This window comes from Aquabacterium sp. (genome assembly GCF_048860245.1).
Lineage (GTDB): Bacteria > Pseudomonadota > Gammaproteobacteria > Burkholderiales > Burkholderiaceae_C > Aquabacterium.
The window spans coordinates 36,133-50,402 of sequence record NZ_JBLIZW010000072.1 but is presented as its reverse complement, the minus strand read 5'-3'; the positions used below and the strand labels follow the sequence as shown (position 1 = coordinate 50,402).

The 14,270-nt window shown below is 60.9% G+C and carries 10 protein-coding genes; 6 read left to right on the top strand and 4 right to left on the bottom strand.

Features of this window, described 5'->3' with window-relative positions; all coding sequences use genetic code 11:
* The first annotated feature begins 152 nt into the window (after positions 1–152).
* The gene (locus ACMV18_RS08595) at positions 153–2,444 is read left to right on the top strand and encodes a heavy metal translocating P-type ATPase (protein ID WP_420817506.1); all 2,292 of its coding nucleotides are present in this window, start codon (positions 153–155) and stop codon (positions 2,442–2,444) included.
* Positions 2,445–2,456: 12 nt separating this feature from the next.
* On the opposite strand, the gene ACMV18_RS08590 is transcribed toward ACMV18_RS08595, so the two are convergent.
* On the bottom strand, positions 2,457–4,802 hold the full coding sequence (locus ACMV18_RS08590; RefSeq protein WP_420817505.1) for a Tex family protein: 2,346 nt from the start codon (positions 4,800–4,802) through the stop codon (positions 2,457–2,459).
* 193 nt (positions 4,803–4,995) lie between these two features.
* Here ACMV18_RS08590 and ACMV18_RS08585 point away from each other — a divergent pair, with 193 nt between their 5' ends.
* Positions 4,996–6,033 carry a quinone-dependent dihydroorotate dehydrogenase gene (locus ACMV18_RS08585; RefSeq protein WP_420817504.1) on the top strand — a complete coding sequence of 346 codons (1,038 nt, stop codon included), beginning with the start codon at positions 4,996–4,998 and terminating at the stop codon, positions 6,031–6,033.
* Here ACMV18_RS08585 and ACMV18_RS08580 read toward each other — a convergent pair.
* Positions 6,020–7,780, bottom strand: coding sequence for an HDOD domain-containing protein (locus tag ACMV18_RS08580; RefSeq protein ID WP_420817503.1), 1,761 nt, complete (start codon positions 7,778–7,780; stop codon positions 6,020–6,022). The genes ACMV18_RS08585 and ACMV18_RS08580 overlap by 14 nt on opposite strands.
* A 302-nt stretch (positions 7,781–8,082) precedes the next feature.
* Between ACMV18_RS08580 and trxA the strand changes: the two genes are divergently transcribed.
* The 4 genes from trxA (at position 8,083) to ACMV18_RS08560 (ending at position 12,193) form a co-directional block, all read left to right on the top strand.
* A complete protein-coding gene (gene trxA, locus ACMV18_RS08575; RefSeq protein WP_420817502.1) occupies positions 8,083–8,412 on the top strand; it encodes a thioredoxin TrxA in 330 nt (109 codons plus the stop codon).
* Between the two features lie 282 nt (positions 8,413–8,694).
* Positions 8,695–9,960: a transcription termination factor Rho gene (gene rho, locus ACMV18_RS08570; RefSeq protein WP_374256016.1), complete on the top strand. Its 1,266-nt coding sequence runs from the start codon at positions 8,695–8,697 to the stop codon at positions 9,958–9,960.
* A 160-nt stretch (positions 9,961–10,120) separates the two neighbouring features.
* Complete coding sequence (locus ACMV18_RS08565; protein WP_374256014.1) at positions 10,121–10,378, top strand: type B 50S ribosomal protein L31; 258 nt, start codon at positions 10,121–10,123, stop codon at positions 10,376–10,378.
* Positions 10,379–10,483: 105 nt separating this feature from the next.
* Positions 10,484–12,193: a hypothetical protein gene (locus ACMV18_RS08560; RefSeq protein ID WP_420817501.1), complete on the top strand. Its 1,710-nt coding sequence runs from the start codon at positions 10,484–10,486 to the stop codon at positions 12,191–12,193.
* Positions 12,194–12,202: 9 nt separating this feature from the next.
* Here ACMV18_RS08560 and phoR read toward each other — a convergent pair whose 3' ends face one another.
* Both phoR and phoB read right to left on the bottom strand, forming a co-directional pair.
* A complete protein-coding gene (phoR, locus tag ACMV18_RS08555) occupies positions 12,203–13,543 on the bottom strand; it encodes a phosphate regulon sensor histidine kinase PhoR (protein WP_420817500.1) in 1,341 nt (446 codons plus the stop codon).
* Positions 13,544–13,562: 19 nt separating this feature from the next.
* Positions 13,563–14,264, bottom strand: a complete 702-nt coding sequence (phoB, locus tag ACMV18_RS08550) for a phosphate regulon transcriptional regulator PhoB (protein ID WP_420817499.1) — start codon at positions 14,262–14,264, stop codon at positions 13,563–13,565.
* Positions 14,265–14,270 lie beyond the last annotated feature (6 nt).

The following is a 14,270-nucleotide window of genomic DNA, read 5'->3' as shown; positions in this document are numbered from 1 at the left end:
AGCCTTGCAAGACTATTTCCACGAGGCCTGCCGACATGGTGGTCACACGCCACACCTGCTTCAACAGGCGTTCGCGTGGCATACCCGCTATCAGCAAACGGGCTCCATGCTCTGACTTTCGACCGGCCGACGGGGCATGCCAAAATTCCCGCATGCAAGAGAACTCCCGTCGACACCGCGTCATTCCCATTGCCGTGGCGCCACAAGCGCCGGCTCGTGCCTCTGCGTCGGGAGCCCATCACGATCACGACCATGAGCACATCGACACCTGTTGTGGCCCTGCCACCCAGGCCCAGCAGGTGTCACCTCCCCCCCCACCCCCAGTCGATGCCAGCCGCGTGCGCTACCGCATTGACGCCATGGACTGCCCGACGGAAGAGCGCCTGATTCGCCAGCGCGTCGAAGGGCTGGCCGGTGTGGTTCGACTTGACTTCAATCTGCTGGCGCGTGAGCTGACGGTCTATCACCGCTTGGACGATGCCAGTGCGGTGGCCGATGCCCTGCTCGACGTTGGCATGGTGCCCGTCTTGCTGACAGACGGCGAAGCCGCCGCCCCGCTCGCCCCTGCACTCAGTTCTCGCACCAAGGGGCTGCTGGTGGCGTCGGGCCTTGCTGCTGTGCTGGCTGAGAGCGTCGCCTGGCTCACCGGACAAGAGCAACACATGGCTGTGCTGGCCTTGGCTGCGTTGTCGATCGCCACGGCCGGTGGCCCCACCCTCAAAAAGGGATGGATTGCGCTGCGCCACCTCACGCTCAACATTTACTTTTTGATGACGCTGGCCGTGGCCGGTGCCTTGGCGATTGGCAATTGGGCTGAAGCCGCCATGGTCATCTTCCTGTTCGCGGTCGCAGAGGCCATTGAGGCACTGTCGCTGGAGCGTGCACGTCATGCCATTTCGGCGCTGTCAGAGCATGCGCCGGATACCGCTTCCGTCTGGCGAAGCCATGACTGGGTCGAGGTGCCAGTCGGGCAGGTTCAAGTCGGTGCGCGCATTCGCATCAGGACCGGAGAGCGCGTCCCGCTGGACGGCAAGATCACAGTGGGGCACGCAGCCCTCAATCAGGCACCGATCACTGGCGAAAGCATGCCGGTCGACAAACAGCCCGGTGATCCGCTCTTCGCCGGCAGCATCGTGACCGATGGCGTGGCTGAGGCCGAAGTCACGGCGGTGGCGGGCGACAGCACCCTGGCGCGCATCGCCAAAGCCATTCAAGAGGCGCAGACCCAACGTGCCCCCACTCAGCGATTCGTTGATCAGTTTGCGCGCTACTACACCCCTGCTGTGGTCGCCTTTGCCGTGGTCGTGGCACTCTCAGGCCCGCTGCTCACGCAGGGGACGTGGCATGACTGGCTTTACCAAGCTTTGGTGATGCTGGTCATTGCCTGCCCTTGTGCCTTGGTGGTTTCCACGCCCGTGACGGTGGTCAGTGGTTTGGCTGCCGCCGCACGCATGGGCATTTTGGTGAAGGGCGGCGCCCACCTGGAAGGGGGCCGGCACATCCGCACGGTTGCACTGGACAAAACCGGCACCCTGACCACAGGGCGCCCCGAAGTGACCGATGTGCATCCCTTGCAAGGATGGACGTCTGCACAAGCCCTGCACATGGCAGCCAGCCTGGACAGCCATAGCGCGCACCCTGTGGCGCAAGCGATTGTGGCGGCAGCCAAAGCCCAAGGTGGTGATGGCGCTCTATCGCCAGTGACGAACTTCAGTGTGCTGGCCGGCCGTGGCGTTCAAGGTGATGTCAACGGCGAGCGCTGGCAGTTGGGCAACCATCGACTGGTCGAAGAGCGCGGTTTGTGCTCCCCCGATTTGGAAGCCCTGCTGGCATCGCTCGAATCGCAAGGCAAGACGGCCATGGTGCTGACCAATGCGCACCATCCCGTTGGCATCATTGCGGTGGCGGATACCGTGAGGCCAGAATCTTCGACTGCCGTTGCAGCGTTGTCGGCCATGGGCATTCACACCGTCATGCTCACCGGCGATAACCCCACCACCGCGGCTGTGGTCGGGCAAGCCACAGGCATTGCCGATGTGCGTGCCAACCTGCTTCCTGAAGACAAGCTGAGTGCGGTGGCGCAATTGACGGCGCAATACGGCCCCGTTGCCATGGTCGGAGACGGCGTCAACGACGCACCCGCCTTGGCGCGCGCCCACATTGGCATGGCCATGGGCGCAGCCGGCACCGCGACTGCGCTGGAAGCCGCTGATGTGGCCATCATGGATGACGACCCTCGGAAAATCGCTCAGTTCATCCGCCTCAGTCAGCGTGCAGCACGCATCCTGAAAGAGAACATTGGCATCGCTCTGGGCATCAAGGCGGTGTTCCTGGCGCTGGCCTTGGCGGGGCACGCCACCCTCTGGATGGCAGTGTTTGCAGACATGGGCGCCAGCCTCATTGTGGTGTTCAACGGTTTGAGACTGGTTCGCGCCCGAGTCTGAACGGCAAGTCGCTCAGCGTTTGGTCTGCAATTTGGCAAAGGCCGCAGCCATTGCGGACTGCCCCTGAGAGGCGGGTGCCGGAGCGCCCCGCCCACCACCTTGGCGCTCGTTGCGCGCAGCAGGACGGAAGCTGTTGTCCCGTGCGGCACCCGCGCCTTTCGGCCCCGTCGCGGCGTCCAGCTTCATCGTCAGCGAAATGCGTTGACGCGCCAGATCGACCTCGATCACCTTGACCTTGACGATGTCACCCGTTTTGACCACCTCTCGGGCATCGGTCACAAACTTGTTGGACAACTGGCTGACGTGGACCAGACCGTCCTGATGCACACCCAAATCCACGAACGCGCCAAACTGGGCGACGTTGGACACGGTCCCTTCCAGAACCATGCCTTCTTTCAGGTCCTTGATGTCCTCGACACCGTCGTTGAAGCGTGCCACCTTGAAGTCCGGGCGAGGATCGCGCCCCGGCTTTTCCAGCTCTGCCAAGATGTCCTTGACGGTGATCACCCCGAACTTGTCATTGGCAAACACTTCAGGCTTGATCGTGCGCAGCACATCACTCTTGCCGATCAGGTCACCGATTTGCTTGCCGGTACTCGTCAGCATCTTCTCCACCACCGGATAGGTCTCGGGGTGAACGCCGGAAATGTCCAATGGGTTGTCGCCATCACGGATGCGCAAGAAACCCGCTGACTGTTCAAACGTCTTGGCGCCCAACCCAGCCACATCCATCAACTGCTTGCGGTTTTTGAACGCGCCATTCGCATCACGCCAGCGCACAATGCTGTTGGCCACGGCCGTGCTCAGACCCGAAGCCCGTGACAACAAAGGTGCTGAAGCCGTGTTCAGATCCACCCCCACGGAGTTCACGCAGTCTTCCACCACCGCATCCAGCGTCCGCGCCAGTTCGCTCTGATTGACGTCGTGCTGGTATTGGCCGACCCCGATGCTCTTGGGGTCGATCTTGACCAACTCGGCCAGTGGGTCCTGCAAGCGACGTGCGATCGACACCGCGCCACGCAAACTCACATCCAGATCTGGCAATTCCTTGGACGCAAACTCCGACGCCGAATACACCGATGCCCCGGCTTCCGACACCACCACCTTCTCAATGGGTGTGCCTGGCGCCATCTGCTGAATCCGCTTGATCAAATCGGCCGCGAGCTTGTCGGTCTCTCGGCTGGCCGTGCCATTGCCAATGGCGATCAGGTTGACCCCATGGGCAGCGCACAAGCGGCCCAGCGTATGGATCGAGCCTTCCCAGTCCTTGCGCGGCTCATGGGGGTACACGGTCGACGTATCCAGCACCTTGCCGGTATCGCTCACCACGGCCACCTTCACACCAGTGCGGATACCAGGGTCCAAGCCCATGACCACACGCTTGCCAGCAGGCGCTGCCAACAACAGGTCGCGCAGGTTTTCTGCGAACACCTTGATGGCGGTGGCCTCGGCGTCTTCACGCAGGCGGGCAAACAGGTCACGCTCCAGGCTCAGCGAGAGCTTGACCTTCCACGTCCACGCAATGCATTTGCGAATCAAGTCATCGCTCGGACGCTTGTTGTGACTCCAGCCCAAGTGCACCGCGATGCGACCTTCTGCCAGTGTGGGCTTGCCTGGCATGACTTCCTCATCCAGCACGAGCTTGGCATCCAGGAATTCTTGCGTGCGTCCACGGAACACAGCCAATGCGCGGTGCGAGGGCACGGTCCGGATGGGTTCATCGTAGTCAAAGTAGTCGCGGAACTTCGCGACATCGGGGTTGTTCTCGTCCTTGCCATCCATCAGCTTGGACTTGAACAGGCCTTCTGACCACAGCCAGTCGCGCATCTTGCCGATCAGCGTGGCATCTTCCGCCCAGCGCTCAGACAAAATGTCCCGGACGCCATCCAGCACCGCGAACGTGTCAGCAAAGCCGGCATCAGCGTTCACAAACGCAGCGGCCTCCGACTGAGGGTCCAGGCTTGGGTCTGCAAACAGCTTGTCGGCCAAGGGCTCGATGCCAGCCTCGCGGGCGATCATGCCCTTGGTGCGACGCTTGGGCTTGAACGGCAGGTACAGGTCTTCCAGCTCTTGCTTGGTGGGCACGGACTCGATGGCTGCCCGCAATTCCGGCGTCAGCTTGCCTTGCTCATCAATGCTCTTGAGCACGGCCGCGCGACGGTCTTCCAGCTCACGCAGGTAGCCCAAGCGAGCATCCAGCTCACGCAGTTGGGTGTCATCCAAGCCATCGGTGGCTTCCTTGCGGTAACGGGCAATGAAGGGAACCGTGGCGCCACCGTCGAGCAGTTCGACAGCTGCGTTGACTTGCGCGGGACGAACCTTCAGTTCGGCCGCCAATTGCATCAGGATCTTGTCCAAGCTCAGGCCTTGTCGAAAAACATTCAAACATTGCTGCGATTGCCCTGCCTTCATTGACGGGGCCAGCGCGAGCATCAAGGTCGCGCAGTTTGCCACAGCGACTTGATGGCACACAGGGGATGCAAGTACGCCCAGATCGGGGACAATAGAGGTTTGCCGTCAACAGTCGACTTCGTCGCTCAATCGCCGTCTTATGGCTCTGCTGCCCTACTCTCTGCCCAAATCCGTGCTGTTCAACCTGGACCCGGAAACGGCACACGAATTGACCATCGCGGGCCTGGCCCGGTTTCAGAACACGCCTCTGGCCTGCCTGTGGGGCAGCGAGCGCGTTCAGGACCCCGTCGAAGTGGCAGGCATCACCTTCCCCAACCGCATCGGGATGGCCGCTGGTCTGGACAAAAATGGTCAGGTGATCGACGGGCTGGGTGCCATGGGCTTCGGCTTTGTCGAGGTGGGCACGGTCACACCCAAGGCGCAGCCCGGCAACCCCAAGCCTCGCATGTTCCGTCTGCCGCAAGCCAATGCGCTGATCAACCGCCTGGGCTTCAATAACGAAGGGCTGGATGCTTTTCTGGCCAACGTCAAGCGTGCGCGCTTCCGTCAAAGCGGCGGCATCCTGGGGCTGAACATCGGCAAGAACGCGGTCACCCCCATTGAAAACGCCGTGGATGACTACCTCATCTGCCTCGAAGGGGTGTACCCACACGCCGACTACGTCACCGTCAACATTTCCTCTCCCAACACCAAAAACCTCCGCGCACTGCAAAGCGACGAGGCTCTGGATGCCTTGCTGGGACAACTGCAAGAGCGTCGCCAACAGCTGATTCAACAGCATGGTCGCACCGTTCCGATGTTCGTCAAGATCGCGCCTGACCTGGACGAAACGCAAGCAGGCGTGATCGCAGCCACATTGCAGAAGAATGGCATTGACGGCGTGATCGCCACCAACACGACCATTTCTCGTGACGCGGTTCAGGGCATGAAGCACGCCGAGGAAACTGGCGGCTTGAGTGGCGCCCCCGTGCTGGAGGCCAGCAATCAGGTGATTCGTCAGTTGCGTGCGGCATTGGGCCCACGCTTCCCCATCATCGGGGTGGGTGGCGTCATGAGCGCAGCGGATGCACGCTCCAAGATCGATGCCGGGGCGGATCTGGTCCAGATCTACACGGGTCTGATCTATCGCGGCCCGGCGCTGGTCAAAGAGTGCGCTCAGGCACTCAAGTTGGGTTAAGCGCTTCAGGCTTTCGGCCCCCGTCGACCAGACGGGTGGCCTGCTCGATCGTTTGCAGGCACTCTTTCGAGCTCAACTCCAGCGCACGCGCATAGCGCAAATAGGCCTGATGAATCGCGCTGGGCACCTTGGTGGGCTCCATTTGAAGCGCATCGGTCAACTCATTGGCCAGACTGGCCACGGCACGCAGGGTTTCCTCCGGCGAACTCGGGTGGCGTACAGGCGTAGTTCTGGGCAGAGGGCGACCCGCATGAACGATGCGTTCGTGCATGCCCCAGTGCTGCAGCACAGCACCGCCTAAATCATCCAGGTTGACACCCAGTACCGCGCTCACGGCCGTTTCCAACTGCATGCCAGGCGTGGGTTTGGCATCGGGCTCGGTCGCCGGCGACGGCTGCATCAAACGATGGATCTGTGCGGCCTCGTCCGGGAAGTGATAGTGGATCAGCAAGCGACCCAATCTCTGGGACATGGCTGAAACCGATGCTTCTTCGTCGTGGATGGTAAACGGCGCCAACAAGCGGGCCATGGCACCCGCCAGGCATGTGCGCCGAAGCTCATGCTGCAGGGCTACAACGGATGGTGTCTCACCGGTATGCGTCAGGCTGGCCTGAGCCCCCAAGGCACCCGGCCATGCACGCACCGTGGAGGCCACTTTGCGAATGCCTTGTTGCCCCAGCAGCATCACCGCACGCGACAAGGTGCTGACTGCCTCATCCACGCCCTGACTCCGGAACGATGCCGTGTTGACGGCTCGCAGCATTTCCCATGTCAGCGCCGGATTCATCACGAGAACGTCGACAAAGTCGTCCACGCGCAGCATTTCCTGTGACAACGCCCCCACCAGCGCACGCTCCATGCCCGGGCGAGAAGGCAATGTTCCAACCGAATTCAATCGGTCCAGCAGCAATGCCAGCGGCCCCCCGGCCTCGTCTGCATTGGTTTTGATCCAACCATGCAGTGCGCCCAGCAGGGTGCGTGCATTCAGATAGCGCTGACGGTGCTGCCGGTCTGTCGATCGGTTGACGATCGCACGCAAGGTTTCCGGAACCGGATGCGGGGTTGTCCAGGGCAGCCGAACAATCTCGACGCCGACACGCCCGGCTGCGCTGCCAATGTCTGCGTCATCCAGTGCCGGGTGGTTGGCCAGCAGGCGGTGCAGCAACAGGCCACACATCAGCACGTCGCGCTCTGAAGCCAGGCGAAGTTCCTGCCGCCCCATGTGCTGTGCACGTGCGTCACCAGGGGCGAGTCGGGCCAGTCCGGCACCGAGCCCCAGCAATTGCGCATGCCCATTGGCATCCAGCAACACGTCATGCAAGCCAATGTCATGGTGCGCCACGCCGGCTTCGTGGGCGTAAGCCACGCCCTCCAGCACTTCAGCGATGATCTGCACACTTTCAACAGGCGTCAGGCTGGATCCCGTGGATACCCGTTCAGCCAGAGTCATCCCGGTACCCCGGGCGTAGGTCACGAAGGGCCACCCCTCGTGCAGACCGACTTCCAGCACCTCGGACAACCGTGGGTGACGCAGCCTCGCGCCGGCCTGAACGTCTGCCATCCAGTTCTCACGCTCGCGCACGTTGGCGGGTTGCGCGCGAGGCACCACGACCAAAACCTCTTGCTGCAGTCGCGGGTCCATCGCCAACCAAACAGCCGATGCCAGCGACCGCCCGAGCATGCGCAGCAACTGAAAGCGCGCGAACTGTCGCGGCGCTGTCTGCTGTTGTGTTGCGGCGGTGGCCATGGTCGCTTGCAAGACGAATGATCCTCGGAACGTGGTTTCCCTTTGTTACTCCGGTATTGCACAACAAAACAAGTCACTCAAAGCCCGGTCCTGATGCATAAACCACCCTCTATTTCACATTGCGGACTTTTTTGTAAGCGCATGATCATGGATGCAACGGTTGGACGCAGGCTATCAACGCGATAGAAATGGGATTGCGTCCTGCCATAACCCCCGCACAGCTTCTGTGTCAGAATTCCCCAACCGTTGACGACGCACCGTAACGAAGATGTGGCTCGTCAAATTCCCCCAAGGACAATTACATGAGCAGCGACCTGATCAAACACATTTCTGATGCTTCGTTCGAGGCAGACGTCCTCCAGTCTGCACAGCCCGTGCTGGTGGACTACTGGGCCGAGTGGTGTGGCCCCTGCAAGATGATCGCCCCGATCCTCGACGAAGTCGCCAATGATTACGCTGGTCGTCTGAACGTTGCGAAGATGAACGTGGACCAAAACCGCGATGTGCCCGCCAAGTTTGGCATCCGCGGCATCCCTACGCTGATGATCTTCAAGGATGGTCAGTTGGCTGCAACCAAGGTTGGTGCCCTGTCCAAGGCGCAACTGACCGCCTTCATCGACGCCAACCTGTAAGCGTCTCGGCGGGGCCCTCACGGGCCTTCGCCATTTATGTATCTATAATGCGATCGCTGACCGGGTTTTCGGTCGGTGTTCGTCGAAGCAGTCTGACAACATCAGACTGACGGTGTCGCAGCAAATGGCCCTCACAGGGCGCCTTCCCGGCTGACCTCACCTCGACAAACGATGGCCCCGTGGCCTCTTGTCCATTCACCCACGAGTTTTTCTTCTGCCTGGCTCATTGCTCCTTCGAAGAGTGATGTTGCGCTGGTCAGATTTCGTTCAGGGTCCCCATCCATGCACTTGTCAGAACTGAAGGCGTTGCACATCTCCAAATTGGTGGAGATGGCCGAAGCCCTCGAAATCGAGAACGTCGCTCGCATGCGCAAGCAAGAGCTGATGTTCGCCATCATGAAGAAGCGCGCCAAGGCTGGCGAACAGGTCTTCGGCGACGGCGTGCTTGAAGTCTTGCCTGACGGCTTTGGCTTCTTGCGCTCGCTGGACACCAGCTTCCTGGCCAGCACGGACGACATTTACCTGTCTCCCAGTCAGGTTCGCCGCTTCAACTTGCACACCGGCGACATGATCGAAGGCGAAGTGCGCGTGCCCAAAGACGGCGAGCGTTACTTTGCCCTGGTCAAGGTTGACCGCGTCAACGGCATTGCCCCCGAGGTCAACAAGAACAAACTGATGTTCGAAAACCTCACGCCGCTGTTCCCTGACGAGCAATTCAAGCTCGAAAGCGATGGCGTGCGCGGCGATGACAACGTGACCAGCCGCATCATCGATCTGATCGCCCCGATCGGTAAGGGTCAGCGCGCGCTGTTGGTTGCGCCTCCCAAGAGCGGTAAAACCGTGATGATGAAGAACCTGGCGCACGCGCTGGTTGCCAATCATCCCGACGTTCACCTGATCGTGCTGCTGGTCGACGAGCGTCCCGAAGAAGTGACCGAAATGCAGCGCACCGTGCGCGGCGAGGTCATCAGCTCCACCTTCGACGAGCCAGCCCAGCGTCACGTTCAGGTCGCCGAAATGGTGATCGAGCGGGCCAAGCGTCTGGTCGAACTCAAGAAGGACGTGGTCATCCTGCTGGACTCGATCACCCGTCTGGCCCGCGCCTACAACAACGTGTTGCCCAGCTCCGGCAAGGTGCTGACCGGTGGTGTGGACGCCAACGCGCTGCAACGCCCCAAGCGCTTCTTTGGCGCCGCCCGTAACGTGGAAGAAGGTGGTTCGCTGACCATCATCGGCACCGCGCTGGTCGACACCGGCAGCCGCATGGACGAAGTGATCTACGAAGAGTTCAAGGGCACCGGCAACTGCGAAATCCATCTGGATCGCCGCATGGCCGAAAAGCGTGTCTATCCATCCATCCTGATCAACAAGTCCGGCACCCGTCGCGAAGAGCTGCTGCTCAAGGCCGAAATCCTGCAAAAGAGCTGGATTTTGCGCAAGCTGCTCTACCCAATGGATGAGATCGAGGCGATGGAGTTCGTGCTCGACAAGATGCGCTCCACCAAGAACAACCACGATTTCTTCGACATGATGCGTCGTGGGGGTTGATCCCCTGGAGCATGGGCATGGCTGACATGCCCACTAAGCCCTGCTCGCCTTGCGATCAGGGTTTTTTATCTGCTACAATCCGCCATTTTCCGGCTGTCGGAAAGTGCCAGACATGGGGTCTGGTGGCTACCGATGATGCAAACAGCAAGAGGTTTCTCACATGCCTAAGCAAGGTATTCACCCCAACTACCGTGAAGTCGTTTTCCTGGACCAGTCCAACGGCTTCAAGTTCGTGACCCGTTCCTGCGCTCCTACCAAGGAAACCATCAAGCTGGAAGACGGCCGTGAACTGCCCCTGTTCAAGCTGGAAACCTCTTCCGAATCGCACGCCTTCTACACCGGCCAACAAAAGAGCGTCGACAACCTGGGCGGCCGCGTCGAGAAGTTCCGCAACAAGTTTGCTGCATTCCGCAAGTAATCTTGTGTGCCGAGCGCAGGTCTTCTGCGCTCCTGCACTTGAATCTCAAAAGGGTGGCTGTATGCTGCCCTTTTTCGTTTCTGCCCTGCCCGAGCCACACATCGCATGACCACCCGTTCGCAGGCCCCCTTCATTACTCCCGCTCTGGTGACCCAGAAGGCGGTGCAGCGCTTGCCCCGTTGGGCGCTCCTGCTGTTTTGTGCCGCCTATGTCATCCCGGGCCTGATCGGGCGAGATCCCTGGAAGAACGAAGACATCGCGTCGTTCGGACACATGTGGAGCGTGGCGCTGGGACAAGCCTCCTGGCTGCACCCCAATGTCGGCGGCGTATTGCCAACTTCGGGGGGCGTGCTGCCTTATTGGCTGGGGGGCGCCTTCATTTCCCTGCTGAGTCCCTGGATCGACCCGGCGCTGGCCGCACGCATTCCCTTTGCGCTGCTGCTGTCGCTGATCCTGGCACTGACGTGGTACAGCACCTACCACCTGGCGCGAACGGATGCTGCTCAGCCCTTGCCCCTGGCGTTTGGCGGTGAAGCACGCCCTCAGGACTATGCGAGAGCACTGGCCGATGGTGCCTTGCTGGCGTTGATCGCCTCATTGGGCCTGCTGCAACTGGGGCATGAAACCACGCCAGAGCTGCTGCAACTCACCGGCAGCGTGGCCTTTTTGTACAGCCTTTCATCGGCTCAATATCACCCCATCCAGGCGCGTTGGGCCGCCCTTCTCGCGCTTCCAGAAATGGCCGCGAGCGGCAGCCCGACGGTTGCGGTGTTGTCCGGCTTGGCGGGAATGGCCGTTTGTTGGCGCTCACGCCAAACTGAACTGCGCGGCCACTTCTGGTTCGTGGTCGCTGCCACGGCGATGGCCGCCGCACTGGCAACGCTGCTCAGCGCAATCGGTTTGTCGGGGTGGGCGTGGCGCGTCGATGCGGCTCAGCGTGTGATGGACATTCCCAAGCTGGTGGTCTGGTTTACGTGGCCCACCCTGCCCCTTGCCGCACTGACGGTTTGGTACTGGCGCCGTCAGATCACTTACCGGCACATCGCTGTGCCACTGTTGTTGGCCCTGGTTGGTTTTGGCGCAGCGATTGCCATGGGTGGCAATGAGCGCGCCATGCTGGTGACTTTGCCAGCGCTGGCTGTGCTGGCCTCATTTGCACTCCCCATTCTTCAGCGCGGTCTGGGTGCCGCACTGGATTGGTTTTCGGTGTGCTTCTTTACGGTATGTGCGGGGCTGATCTGGGTGGGCTACATCTCACTGCATACCGGGGTCCCCGCCAAAACCGCAGAGCGCATTGCCAAGTTGGTGCCAGGCACTCAGGCCTATTTCTCGCTAACGGCTTTATTGGCGGCGCTGCTCGGTACCCTGCTGTGGCTGGCGCTCGTTCGTTGGCGTACGGCGCGGCACAGCCATGCATTGTGGAAGAGCCTGGTGCTGCCAGCCGGCGGTGTCGCCTTGTGCTGGCTGTTGTTCATGACCCTGTGGCTTCCCATTCTGGATCAGGCCCGCAGTTATCGCGCCCTGATCGGCAAGATCAGCACCACCGTCCCGTCAAAAGCCTTGTTGTGCGCGCCAGAAGTGCCCGTTGGCTTATTGACCGGACTGGAATACTTCGGTGGCTATCAAGTCAATGGCCTGCCAGACAGCCAGCGCTCACCCTCTGTTCGGTGTGACGCGCTGTTGCTGCGCGTTGGTGGTCGGGCCGCGGCCCCAACCGTCGATGGGTGGGAGCGCGTGGCGCAATTCAACCAGCGTACGCGCAACTCCGAACAAATCGTTGTGTATCGCCGGCCGGCAGCCGTTGCTCACCCCTGACCACCAGCTTCAAGCTGGCGTGCCGTATCGGACGCGGCTTGCGGGTACGTGCAGCGTGAAGTTGGAACCCTTTCCAACTTCGCTGGTGATACGGAGTTCACCACCATGTCGCTGGATCACGTGTTTCACGATCGAAAGGCCCAGCCCGGTACCGCCCGTGTCACGTGAGCGGCTGCCATCGGCACGGTAAAACCGCTCGGTCAGACGAGGCAGGTGCTCTGCCGCGATGCCTGGACCTGTATCGCGCACGCTGAACTCGGCTGAGCCATCGGGCGTACTGGACCACGACACCGTGATGGCGCCCCCTTCGGGGGTGTAGCGGATGGCGTTGGACACCAAGTTGCCCATGGCACTCAGCCATTCGCTTTCCACACCGGAAATCTCACAGAGTTTGCATGGCTGGGGCAGGTTGAACACCACGGTATGACGACCTCTGGACAATCCTTGCGCATCGTTTTCAATGCGGTCCAGCAGCTTGGAAACACCTGTCCAGTTATGGGAAGGCGGACGGGGGCTACCTTCGATCTGCGCCAGCGTCAGCAAATCCGAAACCAGATGCTGCATCCGCTCGGCTTGCTGCGACATCAGCGACAACACCCGCGCACGCTCGGCTTCGGTCAACGGCAAGGTTGCCATGGTCTCGATGAAGCCCGCCAGCACCGTCAAGGGCGTGCGGATTTCATGCGAGACGTTGGCCACGAAATCACTGCGCATGGTGTCAGCACGCTCCCGCTCAGTGATGTCTTGAGAGAGCACCAACTTCAGCCCGTCACCATAAGGCCGGACGTAAACCTGCAAGCAGTTCTTGGAGCCATGGCCCATGGGGCACTTCAGCGGCTCGGCAAAGTTGCCGTTCGAGAGGTACTCCACAAAGGCCGGCTGGCGCACCAGATTCGTAACGCGCTGTTGAATATCCCGGTGTTGATTCAACCCGAAATGATCGGCTGCCGCAGAACTGATCCAGTCAATGTGATCGCTGGCATCGAGCAGCATCACGCCATTCGGTGAGGCATCAATGGCTGCCAGGAACTGCGCGAGTCGATCGCGCTCCTGATTGGTGGCCATTTCCCGCAATTGCAGAACACGCTGCATGCGGTGGGCCAATTCGCCCCACATGCCAGGCAAGGTTGGCGCCACGCCCTCGGGCACACGCAACCAGTCCAAGAGCCGATGGCCTCGCAAGGTATCCACCACCGAGATGACCAATACCGAGCTCATTGCGCCGACCGCGCACATCGTGCCCGGGTAGCCCATTCGATCACCTATCAACCAGCCTGCGACGCCCCCTGCACCAGCAGACAACAGGCGAGCGCCCACACGCGACAACAGCCACGAATCAGTTGTATCCACGATAACCAGTAGGCTTAAGTTAGGCCGCGACGTTAGCGACCTGTTGTGTCAGGCGATAGCCTGCACCCCGAACGGTTTCAATCAACTGTGCGCGCTGCACAGGCGTCAAAGCCTCGCGCAGACGCTTGACGTGCACATCCACCGTACGTTCTTCAATGAAGACATGGTCGCCCCACACCCGGTCCAGCAGTTGCGCACGGCTGTGCACGCGCTCAGGATGGGTCATGAAGAAGTGCAGCAACTTGAATTCGGTCGGTCCGATCTTCACTTCCTGTTCGCCGCGACTCACACGACGTGTGGCCGGGTCGAGCTTCAGGCCAGCAATCTCCACGGCAGAGTCCAAGGCTTGAGGCGCTTTGCGACGCAGCACAGCACGCACTCGCGCCATCAACTCTTGCGTAGAGAACGGCTTTGTGAGGTAGTCATCAGCCCCCGCATCCAGCCCGGCGACTTTGTCGGTCTCTTCGGCCCGGGCCGTCAGCATGATGATGGGCAGATCTTTGGTGCGAGCCACGCCGCGCCAGCGCTTGGCGATGCTCAAGCCCGACTGGCCTGGCAGCATCCAATCCAGCAGGACCAGATCCGGCAACACCTTGTCGATCTCAGACTGCGCTTCATCGGCATTGTGGGCAACTGCCACATCAAAGCCCGCATGACGCAAGTTCAGCGAAATCAACTCGGCAATCGCGAATTCATCTTCAACGACCAGCACTCTGCTCATAGAACG

Excerpts from the sequence above, each read along its gene's own strand:
- ACMV18_RS08595 (WP_420817506.1), top strand. The coding sequence starts at position 153 with ATGCAAGAGAACTCCCGTCGACACCGCGTCATTCCCATTGCCGTGGCG.
- ACMV18_RS08585 (WP_420817504.1), top strand. The coding sequence starts at position 4,996 with ATGGCTCTGCTGCCCTACTCTCTGCCCAAATCCGTGCTGTTCAACCTG.
- ACMV18_RS08565 (WP_374256014.1), top strand. The coding sequence starts at position 10,121 with ATGCCTAAGCAAGGTATTCACCCCAACTACCGTGAAGTCGTTTTCCTG.
- phoB (WP_420817499.1), bottom strand. The coding sequence starts at position 14,264 with ATGAGCAGAGTGCTGGTCGTTGAAGATGAATTCGCGATTGCCGAGTTG.
- rho (WP_374256016.1), top strand. The coding sequence starts at position 8,695 with ATGCACTTGTCAGAACTGAAGGCGTTGCACATCTCCAAATTGGTGGAG.
- ACMV18_RS08560 (WP_420817501.1), top strand. The coding sequence starts at position 10,484 with ATGACCACCCGTTCGCAGGCCCCCTTCATTACTCCCGCTCTGGTGACC.
- ACMV18_RS08580 (WP_420817503.1), bottom strand. The coding sequence starts at position 7,780 with ATGGCCACCGCCGCAACACAACAGCAGACAGCGCCGCGACAGTTCGCG.
- trxA (WP_420817502.1), top strand. The coding sequence starts at position 8,083 with ATGAGCAGCGACCTGATCAAACACATTTCTGATGCTTCGTTCGAGGCA.